This is a genomic window from Schaalia suimastitidis DSM 15538, from assembly GCF_000429105.1.
GTDB lineage: Bacteria > Actinomycetota > Actinomycetes > Actinomycetales > Actinomycetaceae > Pauljensenia > Pauljensenia suimastitidis.
In genome coordinates, this window is the sequence record NZ_AUBF01000008.1 from 50,208 (window position 1) to 71,964 (window position 21,757).

At 55.6% G+C, this 21,757-nt stretch carries 15 protein-coding genes, 1 tRNA gene and 1 other RNA gene; 4 read left to right on the plus strand and 13 right to left on the minus strand.

Annotation, left to right across the window (positions count from 1 at the left end; translation table 11 throughout):
* Positions 1–398: 398 nt before the first annotated feature.
* The 7 genes from G438_RS0103695 to G438_RS0103725 form a co-directional block, all read right to left on the minus strand.
* Positions 399–2,009: a SpaH/EbpB family LPXTG-anchored major pilin gene (locus tag G438_RS0103695; protein ID WP_034285033.1), complete on the minus strand. Its 1,611-nt coding sequence runs from the start codon at positions 2,007–2,009 to the stop codon at positions 399–401.
* A 102-nt stretch (positions 2,010–2,111) separates the two neighbouring features.
* Positions 2,112–4,877, minus strand: a complete 2,766-nt coding sequence (locus G438_RS0103700) for an MSCRAMM family protein (RefSeq protein ID WP_026460208.1) — start codon at positions 4,875–4,877, stop codon at positions 2,112–2,114.
* 599 nt (positions 4,878–5,476) lie between these two features.
* Positions 5,477–7,108, minus strand: a complete 1,632-nt coding sequence (locus G438_RS10600) for a sensor histidine kinase (RefSeq protein WP_165569223.1) — start codon at positions 7,106–7,108, stop codon at positions 5,477–5,479.
* A 72-nt stretch (positions 7,109–7,180) separates the two neighbouring features.
* Positions 7,181–7,915 (minus strand): response regulator transcription factor, encoded by a 735-nt coding sequence (locus G438_RS0103710; RefSeq protein WP_051259261.1) that lies wholly within the window; start codon positions 7,913–7,915, stop codon positions 7,181–7,183.
* Positions 7,916–8,002: 87 nt separating this feature from the next.
* A complete protein-coding gene (gene recR, locus G438_RS0103715) occupies positions 8,003–8,599 on the minus strand; it encodes a recombination mediator RecR (protein WP_026460210.1) in 597 nt (198 codons plus the stop codon).
* Positions 8,600–8,601: 2 nt separating this feature from the next.
* Complete coding sequence (locus tag G438_RS0103720; RefSeq protein ID WP_026460211.1) at positions 8,602–11,655, minus strand: DNA polymerase III subunit gamma and tau; 3,054 nt, start codon at positions 11,653–11,655, stop codon at positions 8,602–8,604.
* A gap of 37 nt (positions 11,656–11,692) precedes the next feature.
* On the minus strand, positions 11,693–12,220 hold the full coding sequence (locus G438_RS0103725) for a flavodoxin domain-containing protein (protein ID WP_026460212.1): 528 nt from the start codon (positions 12,218–12,220) through the stop codon (positions 11,693–11,695).
* A gap of 426 nt (positions 12,221–12,646) precedes the next feature.
* Here G438_RS0103725 and G438_RS10605 point away from each other — a divergent pair, with 426 nt between their 5' ends.
* The 3 genes from G438_RS10605 to G438_RS10610 are packed head-to-tail and all read left to right on the plus strand — an operon-like array spanning position 12,647 to position 15,551.
* Positions 12,647–13,252 carry an MptD family putative ECF transporter S component gene (locus G438_RS10605; protein WP_051259262.1) on the plus strand — a complete coding sequence of 202 codons (606 nt, stop codon included), beginning with the start codon at positions 12,647–12,649 and terminating at the stop codon, positions 13,250–13,252.
* A complete protein-coding gene (locus G438_RS0103740; RefSeq protein WP_026460213.1) occupies positions 13,249–13,953 on the plus strand; it encodes an energy-coupling factor transporter transmembrane component T in 705 nt (234 codons plus the stop codon). Before G438_RS10605 ends, G438_RS0103740 begins: the two co-directional genes overlap by 4 nt.
* Entirely contained in the window at positions 13,950–15,551 is a 1,602-nt protein-coding gene (locus G438_RS10610; RefSeq protein ID WP_051259263.1) for an ABC transporter ATP-binding protein, read from the plus strand. The genes G438_RS0103740 and G438_RS10610 overlap by 4 nt, the downstream gene beginning before the upstream one ends.
* Positions 15,552–15,644: 93 nt before the next feature.
* Here G438_RS10610 and ffs read toward each other — a convergent pair.
* The 4 genes from ffs to G438_RS10615 form a co-directional block, all read right to left on the minus strand.
* Positions 15,645–15,740: signal recognition particle sRNA small type (gene ffs / locus G438_RS12200), an RNA gene on the minus strand.
* A gap of 306 nt (positions 15,741–16,046) precedes the next feature.
* Positions 16,047–16,131 (minus strand) — tRNA-Ser (locus tag G438_RS0103750).
* Between the two features lie 120 nt (positions 16,132–16,251).
* Positions 16,252–16,992, minus strand: coding sequence for a glutamine amidotransferase-related protein (locus G438_RS0103755; protein WP_026460214.1), 741 nt, complete (start codon positions 16,990–16,992; stop codon positions 16,252–16,254).
* A 216-nt stretch (positions 16,993–17,208) separates the two neighbouring features.
* Positions 17,209–17,610, minus strand: coding sequence for a hypothetical protein (locus G438_RS10615; RefSeq protein ID WP_165569224.1), 402 nt, complete (start codon positions 17,608–17,610; stop codon positions 17,209–17,211).
* A 162-nt stretch (positions 17,611–17,772) separates the two neighbouring features.
* On the opposite strand from G438_RS10615, the gene G438_RS0103765 reads away from it, so the two are divergent.
* Positions 17,773–19,137 (plus strand): uracil-xanthine permease family protein, encoded by a 1,365-nt coding sequence (locus tag G438_RS0103765; protein ID WP_026460215.1) that lies wholly within the window; start codon positions 17,773–17,775, stop codon positions 19,135–19,137.
* 318 nt (positions 19,138–19,455) lie between these two features.
* On the opposite strand, the gene G438_RS10620 is transcribed toward G438_RS0103765, so the two are convergent.
* On the minus strand, positions 19,456–20,760 hold the full coding sequence (locus G438_RS10620) for an MFS transporter (RefSeq protein WP_051259264.1): 1,305 nt from the start codon (positions 20,758–20,760) through the stop codon (positions 19,456–19,458).
* A 252-nt stretch (positions 20,761–21,012) separates the two neighbouring features.
* The gene (locus G438_RS11885) at positions 21,013–21,696 is read right to left on the minus strand and encodes a TetR/AcrR family transcriptional regulator (protein WP_051259265.1); all 684 of its coding nucleotides are present in this window, start codon (positions 21,694–21,696) and stop codon (positions 21,013–21,015) included.
* Between the last annotated feature and the right edge of the window lie 61 nt (positions 21,697–21,757).

Genomic DNA, 21,757 nt, shown 5'->3' on the forward strand with positions numbered 1-21,757 from the left:
TATGCCTCTTGCACATGACGCACACTTCACACGGATATCTTTGCGCAATGCCCTTAACACGACATGTCCCCAACATTCGGCGGTGGAGCATCCCATTCGTCGAAGACCGTCGCAGATACCTCATGGCAACACGCACAGCAAATCCAAAACACCCCTGAGTCGAATACTCTCGTTGTCGTGATATTTCGCAATGTTGGCCAGATTCTTCCAGATATTCGGCCCTTTTGGACGATTAAGGCTGTATCAAAACCCAAAATGGCGGATTTTCAGAACAAAAGTCCTTAAAAATCCGCCATTTTATGTGGCTTCCAGTTGGATCTCCGGTGCAGAAAACACCTTTTGATGCAGGCCCTTTACCAAGGGGCAGACGTTCCAAGAACATCTGCCCCCGTGCCTATTTAGCTGCGATGGACTCGACGTCGCGTGACCATGGCGGAGCCGATTGCGAACAGCACAAGAGCGCTGCCTGCGATCATCATGAGCAGTTGCCCATTCGCACCGGTCATTGGTAGTGCTGGAACCGACTGCTTAGTGTTTGTCACTTGAGCATCCGGTGCAATGGCAATATCCGTGGTGCCAACCTTCACCGTCAGGGCCGTACGCGCATTGTCGCCTTGAGGCAACGTGTACCCCGTTGGGGCTGCAATTTCTTCAAGGACGTAGCAACGGGTATTGTGCTGCGGCTCCGCGTCGGCGGTGCCAGTGGCTACACCAGAGTCGATGAAGAGACCTGGGATGGTGACAACGCCATTAACTGAGGTGAAAGTGTCAACAACCTGGTTGCCAACGAGCACCTGGACCGGGTCGGTTTTATCTGCGTGCTTTTCCTTGGTGCAATTCTCAAATTCTTGCTTCCCAAGGTACACCTTGAATTGTGCACCATTCAGACCTGTGGTGTTATCGTGCGCGTCAACCTTCTTCACTTTGACGTCGCCCCAAGCGGTGACCACCTTGTTGGTAGGGATATACGGCGGAGTTGTTGGGGGTTCTTCCGGGTTCGGTGGAGTGTCGGGATTCGGTGGCGTATCGAGGAGTTTTGTATCCGAGGCAATGCTCGCTCCGTTTTGAATCTTGCCTTCAGCGACCGCGCCAGTGACTTTACCAGAGAAAACCGTCACAAGGTTCTTACCCTTGCCGTTCTTTGCTTTAATGAGACCCGCAGCGGTAAGCTTCACGATCCGTTCGTTATTTTGAGCTGTCACTGTGTAGTCAGTGTTGAGCACCAGTACATCGTCGCCAATCTTGACTGACTCGACTGCCACCTCGCTGAAGCGAGAGTCCAGAACGTCACGAACCCAGTAATACTTGTAGTACGAATTGTCGGCGAGTTTTGGCAAAAGTGCGGTCACGGGGAACTGTACTTTTGCCCCCAGACCAAAACCATCCGGCGCTTCAACGGCTTTGGTTGGCGCAGTCTGCACTGCGTTCTTGGGGTAGACATGTACGTCATACAACCATTTACCACCGGAGGAAATGGTGTCGGGGAATGGGATGGTGACGACGAAGGGGGCTGCTTTATCCACAACATGATTAGGAGTGGCCGTTTCGCAGATCAGGTAAGCGGCAACCTCCAGATTAGAGAAAGTCGCCTCACCACCACCAGCCGTGACTTGAGGAGTACCAACGGGGGTCAGCGTGGCGTTCACCTGCTGGCCGAGGTTACCGGATGTACATGCATCTAGTGGAATCTTGTTGGCAACTTTAGCCAAGCTATCCCACCCAGCGGCAGTAGTGAGGTCGACATTAACCTTGTAGGCAGTAAATGTTACGCCATCAACGCCTGCCGTTGTGAGGCTATCTGGACCCTTTGGTGTTGAGGTAGCACTTGCGCCGTCTGGCTGGTGCTCGTGTTTGTGAACGTGGATCGTGCCTCGTTCATTGACCTTGATGTCGCCGTAGTGCGGATCAACCGCAAGTGCAGCACCCCCGAAGACGGTGGTGAGACCCAGTGCAAGCGCACCAGCGGTGGCGAGCAGACGCCCAGCGCGTGTGCGAGTGACGGTGGTCATATGTGATCACTCTTTCTTTTCAGATGCAGCGTTACGCTACAGTACTTGTCCTTTATATTCCCGTGTGAGAGACGGATTGAATCTGAGGTCAACCTGAGTTACTCAGGAAGTTATCCGCCTCCTTCCGCAATGCCCGACCAGCAGTGCCAGCGCAGTTATGCCTGCACCTGCGACAAGGAAGTAGTCGGCACCCATTCCGCCGGTCAAAGGGATGGATACTCCTTGTCGTGGATGGTTAACGATATTTCCTACGTTCACTGTGATGTCGCGGCTATCAATGACGAAGGTTTTCGTTTCGGATGACAGACTGTAGCCAATGGGCGGTCGCGCTTCGACCAGTGTGTAGCGGCCGAATGGCAGTGCCCGCACATGTATGACGCCCTTGGTGGGGTCGGTGTCCCTTAGTGCTGCGTTACAGGGAGCAGCAATACAATCTTCAACGGTGATCGCGGTACCTGTCGGCTGCGTAGGTGTGATGGTCCATGCCGAGCCGCCGAGAAGATTAGCAGGCGTTTGATTGTCGGTCTTTCGCCATGTGACGGCACCTTCAGCTTTCAGGTTGCGAATATTGCCCAATGCGATAGTTTGTCCATCGGTCATCACATTGACGTCTCGAATGGCCGTATCACGCAGGTACCCTGTTGGGGCTGTATGTTCACTCAGGGTGTACCTGCCGAATATGACGTCGACTAGTGTGAAATGTCCGGGCCGCGCATCGGTGTCGTATCCTGTTGACGCACAGGGCGCTTGGGTACAGTCCATGATGGTAAGTGCTGGCCCAGAAGGATTCGTCGGCGTGAAGGTCCATATTGACCCTGCTAATGCGTCATTTGCTTCGCCGACCTTCCTCCAGGTAACGGATGCTTTAATCTTACGGTTCGGTAATGATCCTAGGTTGATGGGGTTGTGATACGACGAGCGCGTGACGACAATGCCCGTCTTTTCTGGTGCAGCAACATAACCCACTGGGGCCTGTATCTCTTCTAATGTGTAGGTACCTGGGGGTATTTTGCCTTCAACGAAGATCTTGCCAACTGCAGGGTCGGAATCATTAGTTCCATTGTCAGAGACACTGTAGACGGCGGAAGGATTGCTTTGGTCTTTTAGACGCCATTGACTGCCGGGCAACAGTGTATTTGTTCCAGATTCCACTTTATTCCACCGTAATGACCCAAGTGCAGGCTCATTAGTGAAAGTACAGGTGATGGCAGTTCCGGGACGGACATATGGCACAGTCAATGTATGGCGTGTCGGTGTCTGCCGTATCGTTTCTACAGGTGTATTAGTCCCGTCTTGGACCACGCATGTCAGCGTGGACTTGTACTCGTTAATGTTGGTATTGCTATCGTTCGCCGCTTCCCAGATGGTATATGTCGTTCCTGAAAGTACGATCTGCGGACCAGCTACCTGCGGTTGAATACCTGTGATATTTCCACTGGTTGCTGTAGCCAGTTTCTTGTTACCTAAACTAATACCATATTGGAAATGATCGCTCGGCAAAGCGCGTCCAACAATATTTTTCTTCACCTCAATGGTCACCGGCGAAGCACAGGATGCCAAATCTCCCGACTTATACAGGCCTCCCGGAGCTGCCACATATTCATCAATGATTGAACTTCTTGCAATCGGCTCATATGTGAACGGATCAAGTGCTTTGATAACGGATCGATTGGTTGCGCTACTCGTGTTTTGCACGTACACGCGACCACGAGAGTCCAAGGCAATGCCGTTATAGATGTCAGTCGTAGGGTCTTCAGTTCTCTCGGTGCGTGACTCACCACTAGGAATAACGGCATTGCCATTAGCCGCATTTAAGTCTGCCGCCGCAACGGGAACGACACCTTGGTCGCCACCTTTGCCATTATTCCAAAGGATAAAGAGGTCACCGTGGGCGTTCATGGCTATGTCGCCGTTTAGACCTTGGCGTTTCCCATCGGCGCCGTATTTAACTGGCCCGATTTCGACAATGCCGATTCGCTTCAAGTTCACGGTGTCAACACGGAAGAGTTCAAAGTATTCCTTGCCTGCTTCAGCATAGAATCCACCAAAATAGTACGGGGACGCTTTCACTGGATTTGTTGCGCCACCAACAATTTGGTAGGCATTCGGTATTTTCGAACCGTAGTTACCAATATCAAACGCTCCCCACAGTCGTTCTACACGATTAGTGCTTGATGTCCACATGTAGAGCTGTAGCGCACGCTCGGGCGCAATATTTGAGCCTGCGGGTAGGGGTGGACGCCGCGTGAGGGCATAGGCAAGCTGTCCGTTATTTCCAATGGCAAGCCCATTGAAAGATGTTCTAGCCTCTGCAATTGCATCGATATTAAAACTAAAGACATCCGCACTGGTAGCGCCTACTTGTCCGGTGTTAGGATCTATGGACAGACGCCTCATGTTGCCGCTTGCCGTTAAGCCATACATCGTATTGTCTTCACAGCTCAGCGCGTCAGAGCTGCGTAGGTTCATCGCCGACATTGAACGAAAGGTGGTTCCTCCCGTCTCAGGAGCAAGAGTCTCGGCACTGTCAGCTGTTGACATGGAAGATGTCATCTCCGGGGCATTTTCTGCGATGGCAGCTTCCATTTCCTGCGCAGTTTCCGCAGTAGTGTCATCACCGACGCCCACTACTTGCATATCGTCGGCAGTGGACGATGCCTCAACATCTGGTGACACCTGTGACAGTACATCTGACGGCTGGTTTATCGTAACAATAGGCTCGTCTACAGGCTCAGGGCTTACGTCATTTGCCACTGCCTGAAGTGGCATGACGAGACTTCCTGATATACCTGCAAGTAAAAGCAGGGCAACGAGCGAGCGATGTCGCACCACGACACCCTTTCGGCGCCCAAGTTCTAATGGACGCATTATCCCTCCTTGCAGACAAGCATCAAAACTTACCTGATGGCCAGTATCTAACTTACGCTATTTGCCAAAACCTAAGCATTTGCCACAAGCTGACTTATTTACTTATGTTCAAGCAGTTTTAATCATAGCGATTTCAAGACATATCTATCTGGGTTTTGATGGACTGTTGCGCAAGTCATGGCTGACACCTGGCTTTATGCCTTGCATTCCTGTCAAGTTAACCACACAGCCCCGGAAGCATATTTGCTGAAAACCTGCCGAATACTACGACGCAAATCACCTACCAACCGGTAACTAATTTCGTTAACTTTAATTAATTCCACTATTTGGACGAATGAAGTATGCCGCCCTCACTACCTTCGCCTTTGACCTACCTCCCTTGCAGCAAGGCGGAAAATACAGCACCTCGTGACACTTCTTCATTCTTTTTATTCTCAAACCCGTCAAAAGCAAACAAATTGCCACCTACTGGCAAGTTATCCATGAAGATACTGCTACGCGAAGCTCACCTCGCCATCAAGGCCCCCACTAAATACCCTTTGCTCGACAATCGACACCGCTACCCGAGAATCCCACTTACAGCAGCAAAAGAGCATTATTTATCGCGGCAAATACACCTCAAATGTCGTGCCATGTGCCTGGGGATGCTCCTTCAATTCGCCTGCACATACAGTCCGCATTTCCACACGCCCGCCCATTGCCTCGGCAATCGACGAAACGATGGAGAGCCCAAGGCCAGATGAGCCTTTCCCATTTGCCCGTGTACGCGAAGTATCCCCGCGAACAAAACGATCAAACACGGTGGTGCGTAACTCCTCGCTGATGCCTTCGCCGTCATCACTCACCGAAAGCACCACAGAACCCGACGGTCCAACGCCAGCTCGCCACTGCCTCTGCCCGCTCTGCGTAATCTCCACATCACTGTCGCGCACTGCCTCAAGGCGTACACCCACACGGACCGCCGTACCAGAAGCCGTGTGCACCCGAGCATTGTTGACCAGATTCGCCAACACCTGTCGCAGCGCAGCTTCGTCTCCACGCACGATACACTGCGTGGCCGCTTCCCCGTCAGGTACATCAAGGATCCACTGATGATCAGGACCAGCTGCGTGTGCGTCCATCACGGCATCCACCACAAGCGGCACTACGTCAATGGCGTCTTCAGCAAGTTCCCGACCAGCGTCCAAGCGGGCCAGCAATAACAGGTCTTCGACGAGGCCCGACATCCTCGACGACTCAGAGGCAATACGTGCCAGCGCGGTCGGCGCATCAATTGAGTCACGTTGCAAAAGCTGCGTATAGCCCGCAATGGACGCCAAAGGGGTACGCAATTCGTGGGAGGCATCGGCAACGAATTGGCGGAGCCGTTGCTCTGATTCGGCGCGCGCCTGCAGGGCCCCTTCAACGTTGTCAATCATCGCGTTGAGTGCTCGGCTGACGTCCCCTACCTCAGTACCCTCGGATGCCTTATGCGACACTCGTTCAAATGGCGCAATCTGCGCCGTCGATTGCAAATCAAGGTCACTAATTTCACGCGCAGTCTCAGCGACATCCCCCAGGGGCTTCATTTCCCGTTTCACCCAACGGCGCCCAATAAAGGCCGCAGCCGCAATAATGACCAGCGCCACACCTGCTTCGACAGCCAAGAGGGTCCGGGCAATGCCATCAACTTGTTTCAACGACTGACCAACCACAATGAATGAGCCGTCACTTGCATGTTCCGCCAGCACACGAAAGCGTCCGTACTGGCCAATAGAGACGGTAACAGGGTGCTTCCCTGCCTTAATATCTGTCAGCTTCTCCACCTGCTCATCGTCCAGAGATACCACTTCAAATCCCCAGACAATACCTGCACTCACTTGCCCATTTTTTGAAACAACCTGCAGTTGTCCTTCATTCGACCCAGGACCTTCCAGACCGTGGGGAGGACGAGGCGGGCCGTCGCTATCAGCGGTCTCCTCAGACTGGGTATCGTCGGTGGGCAGCGTCGCATCTTGCGTGTATTCACTGACTTCTTGTTGTAGCGGGTCACTCACCCCACGTGCGACCTGCTCAGTAGTACGGTGAAGCTGCTCAGCTAAACTGCTATCAACCTCGCGCATCATCCACGTCACCATTGCAACCGTGGCCGCAGCCGCCATCAATGCCAGTGCCGTTGCGACGATCAACGCCACAAAAAGGGATAAGCGCGCCGACAGCGTCCATCGGCGGCGATTTTTGGGCTCAGGCACAAGGGCACCTTTCATCTGTTGCTATGACGGGCACATGTTGGCAGGACGCAAGCGAAGGCGTGCGCTGGACCATTACTTTTCTGCCGCAGGCCGCAAAATATACCCTGCGCCACGAACGGTGTGAATCATCGCTGGCCGATCTGCCTCAATCTTCTTGCGCAGGTACGAGATATAAAGCTCGACCACATTTGCTTGTCCGCCAAAATCATAGGACCACACGCGGTCAAGGATCTGCGACTTTGAGAGCACAACATTGGGGTTTTCCATCAGGTAGCGCAGCACCTCAAATTCGGTGTTGGTCAACACGATGGCTTCACCGGCGCGAGTGACATCGTGTGAATCCTCGTCAAGGACGAGGTCACCGACCGTCAGCACATGGCTCACGGTATTCGTCGCCATCCCCGCACGGCGTAATAGTGCGTCAATACGTGCAGTCACCTCGTCAAGGTCAAAAGGTTTGGTGACATAGTCGTCAGCACCTGCGCGCAGCCCCGCCACTCGGTCAGCCACGGCATCACGCGCCGTCAGGAAGAGAACCGGCAGGTGTGCCTTCTTTTTACGCAGACGCTCCAGGGTGGCCATTCCGTCAAGTCCTGGCATCTGAATGTCAAGGACTACAACGTCAGGGTCGAAGGCATCAGCTTCATCAAGGGCTTCCCACCCATTCGAAGCAGTGTGGGTATCCCACCCTTGGTGGCGCAGTGCCGCAGCCAGTAAGTCCGCAAGCATCGACTCGTCGTCAACAACGAGAATACGGGCAGGGGTACCATCGGGGCGCACAAATGTGGATTCATGTGGTGGTGTCACATAGGTGATTCTTCCATGTTTGACGCCACTAAGTACATGCACTACCTGTGAAGGCCCTGTGAAAGCTGCAGCTTTCTTGGCTCTACGTCACACGAGTTGTCGTCGACCTTCGAGTGCCCTACCAAGGGTGAGGGCATCGGCATACTCCAAGTCGCCACCCACAGGTAGTCCCATAGCCAGGCGCGTTGTCTCGACCCCGATAGTGGACAGCGTGCGCGCAAGATATGAAGCGGTGGCTTCTCCTTCGATATTGGGGTTGGTGGCCAGGATCACTTCGGTGACCTGACCGTCCTGCAGTCGCACAAGCAGCTGACGGATGCGCAGCTGTTCGGGTCCTATGCCGCGTATAGGGTCAATGGCGCCGCCCAGCACGTGGTAGCGTCCACGAAAAACGCGGGCAGATTCGATGGCGTGGATATCTTTTGCTTCCTGCACTACACAGATTGCCGAGGCGTCCCTCCTTGGGTCTCGACAGATCGTGCACTCGTCACTTTCTGTGAGATTGCCGCAGGTAACGCAGTGTTTTACGCGGTGGCGAACGGCAGTGATCGCCTCGACAAGGCGGTTGACGTCGTCGGGTTCAGCGTCAAGGAGATGCAGTGCCATACGTTGCGCAGATTTTGGCCCAACGCCTGGAAGTTGTCCTAGTTCGTCAACGAGGTTTTGTAAGGCACCTTCGTACACTCTTAGAAGCCTCCTTGGGTGGGTTGGGTTTCGATAATGGTGCCGCCAAGGATTTCAAGTACAGCGCCGACGCCGACCATACCTGAGTTTTCTGCGTCTTCGTCGTCCATACTCGCCGAGTCGTCATCAGCTGCAGAGATATGCGTAACTGTCGCATACGGCGCAGTTTCATCTGCCTGGACCGTCGCGTCACGCTTACTGTCGACTTCCATCGCGGCAGGCTGCGACATCGCAGGCCATGCGCCACTTTGGTCTTGTGGCGACGCTGAAGTCCAACTTTCGCCCGGGTCGTCCGGCGCCACCTCGTCCCAAACGGCAGGTTCCTCTAGGTGTGTCACCATCGGAGGCACCGAGGCCTGGTCATGTGGCGCCACCGGCAATGCGGAGGTCTGGTCATGAGGAGCTTTCTGCGATGCAATAGTCCCGTCTCGTGGCACTACCGGCGATGCAGCCGACACGTCACGTGGCGTGTCATTGTGGCCACCGACGGTATCTGAGAGGGGACCGTGAGCGTTGGCCCCTGCCTCATTGATCCGCCCATTTTTTACAGGAAGACGGCCCCATTCCGCTGCCGGATCCCCTGGCAGGTAGTGACGATCGACCTGCGGCGTGGCGAGGTTGGTGGGCGCAGTATCTGGTACCTGCGTCAATTCTTCGCGCACATTGCTTATCGGTTCGCCGATGCGTGCCGTTTCGCGGAGTCGATCGGGGTCGGCTAGGCGCGACGGTTCAGGTATCCGGGGTTCTTCTGCGTGGTTTGACGCTGGTCCTTCGTGCCCAAGACGAGGCAGTGTCGGCCAGTCGCCCTGGTCGCCGCTAGGTGCGTAGCCCGGATGCGCTGGTATATGACCTTCCGGGATGGGAGCAGCTTCAGGCCATCCGGTCTGTTCTTGGTCAATATGCGCGTCGCCACGTGGCTGGTCAGTGCGCCCATCCTCATGCGGTTGGTCAACATTCCCATCCCCACGCGGTTGGGTTGGTACCTGTGCTGCGCCCAGCGTGTCCTGTGCTGCGAAGCCGCTCACGGCTGCCTCGTCAGCCTCAGTGACGAGGCGGTGCGACGAATCTGGTAGACCTTCTGATTGCGGCTCCTGTGCGGCGTGGCCGCCTTCATCAAAAGGGTGAGGCTCACCGCCGTGGGACGGTTCGGGCCAGGGGGCGTGCGTCGCGCGCGCATCCGTCAAGGGGCGGCCACCGCCCGATTGTCCCACTTCAGCTCGCACCTGCAGTTGAAGACCGGTAACCTCATGGATTGCACGTGCAACGATGTCACTGCGACCACCAGACGTAAAGTGAGCAACATGGCCTGGTGTCGGTAACAGGATCACAGCTACCTGGGCATCAACAGCGCCGAGCTGGCCATTTTGATGCAGCATCGACCATACGACTCGACTGGTATTAGCGATCGAATCAACGACTTCAGCCCACCGGCTCCGCAAGATGTCAGCATCACGACCCTGGGCTGTTTTCTGAGGCAAGGGCTGCTGTTCAGCAGTTACAAGGGGAGGTTCTGGCTCTTTGGCCGGCGTCGCAGGTATTTCTGCCTCGGTAAAAACTTGATGCGTGCCTACCATTTGCCCTGCATCTTGGGCAGAATCAGACACAGCCGCAGGTGCCACAACCTCGGGGGCCGCTGCGGGAGCCGTTAGTGGCGAAGCCGCAGCAGAAGGCGCCTGAATTGGGGGTGGTGAAGGAAGCGTGGATGCTGCCTGGTCGACAGGTGGTGAAGGATGCGCGGGTACCGATTGGGCTGAGGTAGGTGCCGTAGGGTCCTGGCGTGTGGGGGAGGTTCGTTGGGCTTGTCGGCGCCGCGCAAGTTCTTCGCGCGCCTGCCGCGCACCAAAACCTGTGGCAACAGGCGAAGCTTGCTCCACGGGTGCACCACCACCTGGTAGACCCACTGCGCCAGGCACCGGCACCTGAGTGCCACCAACAGCGCTGCCCTGCGCCCAAGCCTCGGCAGGCACAAGGATGCGGCCAATAAGTAACTCCAGTTGGAGCCTCGGTGATGTCGCCCCCGTCATAGCACGTAACGCCTCGTCAACCAGATCTGCCGCACGCGACAGCTGGCGTGGACCCCAATTGCGTGCCTGGACGAACATGCGTTCAACCTGGTCGGAGGGTGTTCCTGCGAGCACCTCCCGCGCCCCGTCACCCGCCACGGCGATAATGAGCAGATCACGCAAACGCTGCAGAAGATCTTCAGCAAAACGCCTGGGGTCGTGGCCCGAATCCACCATTCGTTCAACGACTCGGTATGCCGCAGCTCCATCTCCGCCAGCAAGCGCATCAACACTTTGATCAAGAAGCGCCTGGTCTGTATAGCCCAAAAGTGCAACTGCCGTGTCATAGGGCACGTGCATATCTATCGCACCAGCCATGAGCTGATCAAGGACAGATAATGTGTCCCGCACGGATCCGCCACCAGCGCGCATCACCATTGGAATTACCCCGTCATCGACGGCGACATGTTCCTCTTTACACAGCTGCGTAAGGTAAGGACCTAAGACGTCGGGGGGAACGAGTCGGAACGGGTAATGGTGAGTCCGCGAACGAATCGTGCCAAGGACACGTTCCGGCTCGGTTGTGGCAAAAACAAATTTCACGTGCTCAGGTGGCTCTTCCACCAACTTCAGCAGCGCGTTAAAGCCCTGGGAGGTGACCATATGGGCTTCATCAATGATGAAAATCTTGTAACGGTCACGCACCGGTGCAAATGTGGCACGTTCCCGAAGATCACGCGCATCGTCGACACCACCATGTGATGCTGCATCAATTTCAACAACATCCAAAGAACCCGGGCCACCCGTGGCAAGTTCACGGCACGAGTCACACTGCCCGCACGGGGTGTCCGTCGGGCCGTCTGCACAGTTGAGGCAGCGCGCTAAAATGCGTGCGGACGTCGTTTTTCCGCATCCGCGCGGCCCCGAAAACAGGTAGGCATGCGTGACGCGGTTGGCCCGTAAAGCCGCACGCAAAGGATCGGTCACGTGTATCTGACCAATTACCTGTGCGAAGGTATCGGGTCGGTAGCGGCGGTACAGTGCTGTGGTCACCCTCCAACCCTAAAGGTAGAGGCCGACATTTGCGTACCTACCCCAATAATTTGGCGAAGTTTTGTGCAAAAACACGAACGGCCGCCCAGTCGGTGTAGTCCACTTTGACACCTGGCCCATGAGGTTTACCGGAGCGAGTAAGGATTTGCTCCATCAAAAAGGTATCGACACGGTTATACAGATCGAAGTTAATCTCCCCTGTGACCAGTGTTGACATCGTCGGATTCCACGGGGTAGAGGCGAGGAATTTTCGCGAGTACACATTTGTTTCAACCTCAGCTCGATCAGCACGTGCTGACGACAGGCTCACCCCAACAAATGCGGTGGGCATCGCGTTAAGGCGTTCGGCATTGGCCACAGTGAAACGCTTGAGACGCGGAGAATAGAAACCGTAACGAACCGATCCTGCAATAAGGACCGCCTCCGCTTCAGTCGGCACCGTACGCATGACGTGCGCTGGGCGTGTATCAACTTGGTGCCCACAATCACGCAGAACCTCCGCCATCGTGTGGACGATACGTTCTGTATGTCCAAAGCGACTTGAATGTAACGCAAGGATGTTCATTGCCTCGTATCCTCTCATTGTCGTTCAGTGCGAAGTCAGTGTCGCAAAGCGCGAAGGTGTGCAGATTACCGAGGCCTATCCACGCCTGTTCGGTAATGCGACGTCTTAGGGTATCGCGGTCGCTAGACACGGCATATGACGGGGTGTCACATCCACTGCTGCTTCCCGTTTCGCACATTGTCGTGCTGGATTTGTGCGAGGCAGCGGTACGGTAACGGAGTGCTTGCCATTATTTGGGGGTGGAATTACGTCACAACCCCATGACTTAAGTGACATATTATGAAATTGTGTCAGTTTATTTTGGGTGGCTATTTTTCGTTGACGACAAGCGACTCCGACACGCTGTCACCAACATTGCACCATCGAAAGCCCATCATTACTCCCGTACACATGACGCAAAACACCACATAAAACAGAAAGACAAAAATGCCCGCATCACCATCGCGCCGTACCACAGCCCTCGATGCCCGCAGCCTCGTCAACGCCGGCGTATTCGCTGCCCTATACTTTGTCATCCTTTTCGCAACCGCTCTCATCGGCTTCATTAACCCCGCATTACACCTTCTTGGAATCCTTGTCGGCACATTGATGAATGCGGCAGTCACCCTCTTGTATATGGCAAAGACACCACGCATGTGGGCAATGACCATATTCGGCACAGCCATCGGAGCAACAATGGTTTTGCTCGGGCAATTCTGGGGGACAGTCATCCTGTCAGCACTCTGCGGCCTAGCTGCCGACCTCATTGTGCGCGCAGGCGCATATCAAGGCCGCCTCCACGTCTGCATTGCCTACGGCGTATTCCAGTTTTGGACAATCGCTCCACTATTCCCGGTCATCTTCGGGTCGGACGCTTTCTTCCAACGCATCGCACTGCGCCAAGGCGTCGAATACGCCGACCTTATGCGCAACCTATTTACCCCGTGGTTCCTCCTCACATTCCAAGTTGTCGTCTGTCTCGTTGGGTGCATCGCCGCATGGCTAGCCACACGCATCCTCGCCAAACACTTCACCCGCGCAGGGATACTGTGACAACCGCTTCGAGCCGCCTCGTCGATCCGCGAACCAAAATCATCGCATTACTGGCCATCAACGTACTGGTGATGGGGCCGGGCCCCTTTTCGCTGACCCTCACCTGCGCGCTCTTACTGCTCCTGCCGTTGTCAACCCTGGGCACACCACGTGCCGTCCTCACTTGGGCAATATGGACAGGACTCTGGGCCGGGCTGTACCTGGCATTACCACTGCTGTGGCACGGCTGGGCCCCAACGATCGTCGCCGCACTAGGGTTTTGGATGACTCGCTTTAGCGTTGGCTTTGCCTGCGCGTGGTATGTCATCGCTTCGACACGAGTCAACGAACTCGTTGCAGCCTTTCGTTGCCCCCGCGCCGCCATCATTCCATTGGCCGTGATGTTGCGCTTTGTCCCCGCTCTGGCCATCGAGTTTCGAGCAATCATCGACGCGATGCGTCTTCGAGGTATCGCCACATCACCCTTGCGTCTTCTGGCGCATCCCGCACAGTGCGCGGAATACATCCTTGTGCCACTCTTGGCCTCGGCGACGCGTATGGCAGACGAGTTAAGCGCCTCAGCAATACTTCGCGGCCTGGGCAAAGACGGGCAGCGGACCTCCATTGTCCGCATCGGTTACACATGGGCTGACGCGGCAGTCGGCCTCGTACTAGTTGCAGTTTGTGCCCTGCGTTGGGCCCAGTGGGAGGTCCTGCAATGATTGAACTTTCCGACGTGTCATGCACCTACGGCCCTTCTGGAGCCGCTGCCCCAGGGTGGGCTTATGCTGTCGCCGACAACGAGGAAAAGCCCACTGCTGAATCCGCACTCACCAACGTGTCACTGCGCTGCAAGGCAGGGAGCATCACGCTGTTATGCGGCCCCAGTGGTGGCGGCAAAAGTACACTCCTTCGCCTGCTCAACGGATTAGTGCCACATTTCCATTCAGCCCACGTCACCGGAACCGTGCGGGTAGCAAATATAGACCTTGCCAAGGGCGACCTTATTGACGCAGGCCAGTATTCAACGACCGTATTTCAAAACCCAAGGACGCAATTTTTCAGCACCCATGTTGGCGACGAACTTGCCTTTAGAGGCGAAAACTACGGTGTAGAACCTGACGTTTTACGTTCTCATATCGCCATTGCTGCGCACGACATGGCGATTACGGCTCTCCTTGATCGACCATTGTCACAACTGTCAGGCGGCGAGTTACAAAAGGTAGCCTGCACGCAGGCATTGATCGCCAATACACCGGTAGTACTCCTCGACGAACCCACCTCAAACCTGTCGGCCTCGGCAATAACATTGCTACGCGAAGCCCTTACTCAACTCAAAGCCGCGGGGAAAACCGTCGTCATTGCCGAACATCGTCTGTATTTTCTGCGTGGCCTTATCGATCGCGTTGCCCGCATAGCCGGAGGGCGCCTCACTCATGAGTGGAGTGGAGAGGAGTTTTTCGCACTTTCTGCCACCGAGCAGAGCAGCCTGGGCTTGCGCAGTCTGAGCGATCCTCATCGGCAGTTGCCGAATCTTCCTCGCCCGCAAACGCGACGCATCTTAGATCCGCAGACCCCGCGAATACCCCTCCCCCTACCGCACACCATGCACACCCCTGCGACCGCCTCGGCAATCGCAGGCATACACATACGCGACCTGCATTTTGCCTACGGAAAAACGCCGGTCTTAGCTATTAAGGACCTCCGCATTCCCCGAGGGGAGGTCATTGCGCTCGTAGGCGCAAATGGGGCAGGCAAAACCACCCTGAGCCGTCTTCTGACAGGACTCCTTGACATTACGCGGCACGGACGGCACCGCCGTGGCTCCATCAGTTTTGATGGCAATCCTCTGTCTGCGCCCGAGCGGGCCAAGCGGTCGGCTATGGTAATGCAAGACGTTAACCGGCAGCTGTTTTGCGCATCGGCGCTCGACGAGGTGCGCCTGGGCAGTATTCCTCCTCTTGACGAGGCGGTCGCAGGTACGCTTCTGGAGCGATACGACCTGGCAGCGCAGAGCACGCGACATCCACAATCGCTATCAGGAGGACAAAAACAACGGCTCGCAGCAGCTTGCGCCGTTGCCTCCGGTGCAGAACTTCACGTGTGGGACGAACCAACATCTGGCGTTGATGCACGACATATGGCTGAGATTGCACGGCAATTGCGTGCTTTGGCCGCAGATGGACGCATTGTCATGGTGGTCACACATGACTGGGAACTTATCGGCGCGTGCGCTGACCGTGTTTTGACGTTGCATCCACTCTGTTCCCTGTCACCCGGCCATTCGCAGGCTCGGTGGCACGAAGCCGATGATGAGTGAAGATATGGATTGCCGCCAACCTTGGTAGCCCTGTTCTCCACTTATGGCCAGTAACCCGGTAGTCCTCATTGACACAGTGAGCAGCAATAGAAAATAAAGGACCCTCCGCGTACCCGGCAGCGCGCCCTTATCCTTGCTGCCTTCCGGCCCTGGGGAGGTTCGGACGATACCGTCACGCGGAGGATCAGCTCGATTCTACACGCCTTTGCTCAATACTCCACATAGGGTGAAATATTCACCGATGTGATATCGCCTGTCGTCGACTGCGATGCCGACAGGGCAGCCGCCTCGACAGCGCGAGATACCCGTTGGCAGGTCATCGCCTCTGGGCATCGGCGCTTGTTTCACGCGGGCGCTAATCGGGATCTATTGCGGATCTAGAAAAAGGTGTGTACATGAACGCTAATGAGTCACGCTGAGGGGAAACGCTAGACACTCTTTCCGTGTCATTTCAACGAAAAGCCCCGCGATTCCAATGGAATCGCGGGGAGAGCGCGGAGGATGGGGGATTCGAACCCCCGAGGGCTTGCACCCAACACGCTTTCCAAGCGTGCGCCATAGGCCACTAGGCGAATCCTCCAGCTGCGCGAAGTTACGGACACCGCAACGACGTGCCTGGCTAGTTTATATGGAGACAGCCAAGAAATGCCAACCGGCATCCAGCGTGACGGTGGTGTCATCGCTCACGAGGCCCACCTCGTCAGGCAAGCGAACGGCTGAGTCGCACAAAATTGCGGATCAATGCACCTGCTTGGTGACGCCCTTGGCCACTACGTCCCATCATGACAAGTGTCTCCAAGTCGTCGGTACCGGGATAGCCTGCGTCCTCAAAAGCTTGTAGGCGCGCACGTATGGCATCCGAATCCAGCTCCGGGTTAAATTGTGTCGCCCAGAAACGCTCGCCTAGTCGAATCATTTGGTACGGGCATGTCAGGGAGCGAGCTAGTACTACTGCGCCTTCCGGTAATACCTCAACGGCCTCACGATGTCCTACGTAGGTGGCGAATTCGTGCGGAAAGCCTTCAAGTAGGGGATCTTCGAGGCCTTCTCGGGTGAGCATAATGTCAACGATCTGGGACCATTCACCCCATTTCTTCGACACGAGGCCACCACGAAGAACAGCTGCCACCTCTGAGCCGAAACCAGTTGTCAGGCACGGAACCCCGTAAGTTTCGACGTCGCGAAAGATTTGGAGAAGTTCGGCTTCAGTTCGTTTTTGTGTTGCTGATTTGCGGTCATCAGGTGTCGTAGTTCCGTAGGGAGAGCCCGCCACGATAATGCCAGCGTAGTCTCGGACCTCAATATCGGGCAGGCCAAGCATATCGAGGCGCACCTGCTGTAATTCATCGGCTTCAAGCTGCGAGACCGTGAGAAATATTCGGTATTCCGCTTCAATAGCTTCATCTTCGGGTCGAGTAGAGACCAAGAGAAAAGGCAACATGTTTCAAGCCTAGGCAAAGAAAAAGGAAGGAGATAGCCCCAATGGTCCTATGACAAAGCACGCAAAGACACCCTGAGCACGGGAGCCAACACCGACCAAAAGGAGCGCCAACTTGGACAAACACCATGGCACTACGCGCAACATAAGCATGAATTGACGCACCACGCTGCTCGCGGAACTCAAACACAGAGCCCGATCGCAGAGTTTAGGCGCCCATTAAGCATTCGTCGAAATAAAGAAGATTAAAAGCAAGCTCAGGACACCGTAAAGCCCGCTGATCACCACTGCCGCTAGCGCCTCGTGTCTGCCAGCGCCACGAAGCAACCCTGCACGAATGAATCCAACGCCACCCAAGATCAAAGCGACAACGAAAAAGGGAGGAAAAAAGATGCTTGCCACGCACATCCACAGGGCTGTGCGCGCAATCCCATTAGTTGGCATTAACGCCGAAGTATAGCCCGGACCTGAGAAAACCTCTGCCGGATTCGCTGCATCCGCAGCAGGGAATTGACAGTCGTCCAGCACCTGGCGACCCACTGACGCGCGCATTGCGGCTCCTGCTGCTGGGGTCAACTGCCACCTATCAGCACGTAGGTAGGCGCTATTATCTCCACTCACCCCTTTACGATACGTCACGCCCAGAACTTTTGCGTGAGCGATCCCACCCATTCATCTGGTCACGTTATGGCAAAAAATGTCTAACCGACCACTGTCGGCGCACTATCCTGGTATTCCGACCGGTTCAACGGCCACGCCCATCAACTGATCGGAGAGCTCCTTATGAGCGACAAGCACAGCGGCTTTTTCCGCTGGAAGGTGCACGGCACTGGCAATCACATTTCCCCTGGCGAAGTTGTCGCAGCCAACGAACGTCTTTCATGGCCTCGCACCATCGGTATCGGCGCCCAGCATGTTGTTGCAATGTTTGGCGCAACCTTCCTCGTTCCGCTTCTCACCGGCTTCCCACCAGCTACCACCCTGTTCTTCAGTGCGGTTGGCACACTGCTGTTCTTCCTTATTACAGCGGGCCGACTGCCTTCTTATCTCGGTTCATCATTTGCGTTGATCGCACCGATCGGAGCCGTTTCCACCACCCTGGGCGCTAGTTACGCACAGGGTGGAATTATTGCTACCGGTGTTACATTGGCACTGGTCGGCCTTGTCGTCCATTTCGCCGGTGTGCGTTGGATTGACGCACTTATGCCGCCTGTAGTCACAGGTGCCATCGTGGCCCTTATCGGTCTCAATCTTGCCCCCGCAGCGTGGAATAACGTCAAAGAAGGACCGCTGACTGCGGTCATCACAATTGCGTCTATCTGCCTGATCACGGTGCTATTCAAGGGCATCATCGGACGTCTTTCCATCCTGTTTGGCGTGCTCATTGGCTACCTTGCTGCCGTCCTTCAAGGTGAAGTCAACTTCGAAAACGTGACCGCTGCAGCGTGGTTTGGCCTTCCGCAATTCAGTGCCCCCGCATTCGATATCTCCACCCTCGGCCTATTCATTCCCGTGGTTTTCGTACTGGTGGCGGAAAACGTTGGCCACGTGAAATCTGTGGCCGCAATGACCGGCGAAAACCTCGACGATGTCACAGGTCGCGCCCTTCTGGCTGACGGCCTTGCCACCGCTTTTGCAGGCGCAGGCGGCGGTTCTGGCACCACCACCTACGCTGAGAACATCGGCGTAATGGCTGCAACCCGCGTCTATTCGACGGCAGCCTATGTTGTGGCAGCAGGATTTGCTCTGGTCCTTTCCCTTATGCCGAAATTTGGCGCCCTCATTGCGACCATTCCACCAGGTGTTCTTGGCGGTGCCGGTACGGTCCTCTACGGCATGATCGGCATGCTCGGTGTCCGCATTTGGGTTCAAAACCGCGTCGATTTCTCCAACCCGGTGAACCTCAATACAGCTGCCATCTCGCTGATCATCGCCATTGCCAACTTCACTTGGTCACCGCTAGGCATGACCTTCGAAGGTATCGCCCTTGGCACCGCCGCTGCGATCATCATCTACCACGTCATGCGTTTGATTTCGAATCTGCGTGGCACCAACCTTGAACAAGCCTCGCCAGCATCAGCACCCGCGGGTACCGAACTTGAGGGCGAAGCGTACGCGAAGCGTCACCGGACGATTAGCCACGACTAACGTCTGAATGACGTGACCGTCCACTTATTCGTCTTTGACCCGTCAGCTCACCGTGCGAGGTATTCACGGTACTAAAAGCTGAAGAGGCGTCAGTTGGCATTATCAATGCAATCCGCCCGGCCACCTATGTGAGATGGCCGGGCGGATTGCATTGGACGATATCAGGGTGATCGGCCACATCCCGCTGGGAAATGGAGGCTTCTGCGCCTTGACGTGAGGGAGTACGGAGCTGCCGGGCTGTTGCCCAATGTTCAAAGGATGCGACAAGGTCTACAGGACCACTGCGGCTATTGCGCCTGGGCTAAAGCCCTAGTCGGGCTAGTTCGGCACATCGGACGTATTGGCTCTGTTTCCATCAATGCCCGAGTCTTTCGCTACTTCCCTGCCGATCGGGGCAGCAAATGCTAACGAAACAAAGACAACCGCAATAACACCGGTAGCGACAAGTATCGTTTCGACACTGACGATGTCAGCCAGCGGTCCGAATGCGAGCATACCGACAGGCATGGCCAGCGTGACCACCACATTAATAATTGACGACACGCGCCCCATATATTCCGTTTCCACGCTGCGTTGAATCAATGTATTGACGGGAGCAGAAAAATACGGAATGGCAGCAGCGATCAGGGCACCTAAGGCGTAGAACACGACAAGTCCAGCCGTATATCCCAGCAGTGGCGTGAATCCGAGCAGCGCAGAGGCAACACCGAAAATAAAGCACGCTGTTTTCAACATGCGACCTTGGTGCCATGCGGCAGCAATAGTGGCAATGCTGATTCCGCCAAGGGCCATCCCCAGCGAGAAGACGAGTTCGTTGACGGTCAGCAGCCACACCTCGTCACTGAAACTGCGCGCAAGCATTAGCGGTGTGAGGAAACTGGGTGCCACAACCAAAGTGAAAATGACAGCGAAAAGCACAAGGAGCCACGCCACTTTGCGGTGGTGGTAGACGTACCGTAAGCCGTCACGCAGGTCGGCGATAAGCGAGCTGTCAAGATTTGCTGCTGAACGCACTGTGGCCACAGGAATGGTCAACATAATGCCCACACCGATCAGAGCAGTGACAACGTCCACCCAGAATGTTGGCACGAGGCCACCCCAGGCATAGATCGCGCCACCTACTGCTGGGGCCAGCAAAGCCATCGCTGACTGAATCGACTGGTTCAGTCCATTGATTCGCATCAATTGGCTTGGGGGCGTGAGCTGCGGAATGAGTGCGGCAACTGCTGGCGACTGGAAGCCTTGTCCCACCGATCGTATTGCAACGGCGAGCAGGATCATCCACAGCCCAGCATTCCCCATTGTCATGAGGATCGCTAGACCAAGGGTGACCACGGCAATGACAGTGTCGGCAACGACGATGACCGTGCGGCGATTCATTCGGTCGGCCAATGCGCCGCCAAAGAGTGACAGGATCGCTTGGGGCATAAATGCTGCCACTGCGTACAGCATGATGACCCAACCGGCTTTAGTGGTGAGGGTAAGGTGCCACATCACCGCATATTGCACGATTGAAGAGCCGAACAGGGAGATCGTTTGCGAACCAAGGAACAGCGCCATCCGCTGTTTCCACTTTGGGTCGCCTTCGGTGGGCGCACTGGGTGTTATTTGCTCGTCAGTCACTGGTGAACGCTAGCACGGTGATATTTCAAGCGCTAGGCCAATCTCATTGGTGCTGCGCCAAGGTGGGCAACCTATGTACCGTGGTCATATTCTGCGCCAGCGTGTGGCCTTTCTGAGTACGCTGATTCACTCGCGGCCAAACGAGGCGGTGCCAGGTATCGCTGTTGTGCGGGGCGGCTCTCGCCCCCACCGTTTGACGAGGCCGCGCTAGGTATCGCTACCACATGTGGCCGATCCGCCCATCCTATTGCTTCACGAGGCAGGGCCACCCAATTGGGAGGACTCTGACAATAGTTCGGCGGGTATGTCCATCGTGAGATAGTGATCGAGGGTCGGGCCGATAAGTGCGGCAACACTGTCGACACTCATGTCGGCAAGCCGGTTTACCTTTGCCACGTACCGGGTGTAGAGCACGCCAAGTAATTGACTACCCATGAGTGCGATACGTACGGTCTGGGCAGGCGTGGTAGCAAGCGACACAATGCGCCGCATAATAAAGTCATTAAATGCCAGGCGAGACTCGTCATGTGTCCCCATTGACCGCAGAAGCGAAAGGAAGGCAGCGCCTCGCTGCGGATCCTCCATAATGGTGAGGATAGCTTTTAGATACCTCTGCCCGAAACCCTTAGGTTGCATGTTCGCCTGAGCAAGAAGAACTGGGAGTTCCGTTTGTGCGAAGGCTCGTTCGAGGCCCGCTGCAAATAGTTCAGCTTTGCTGCCGAAATAGTAGTGGATGAGTTTGGCGTTGGTACCTGCCCGCTGTGCGATGCTCCTCATGGTTGTTTGTTGGAAACCGTTTGCGGCGAAACACTCCCCTGCTGCGTCAAGGATGACTTCTTTAAGGTCACTGCGATCTTGTCGGGGCCCTCGGCGCACGCCTTGTGCTTGAGCCATTGTCACACTCATTTCTGTGGTCTCTGCGGCGCGGATTGTCATGATGTGACTCTACCCATAACCTGCTTCCATGCAATAGGATTTCATCAACTGGCGAAACTCT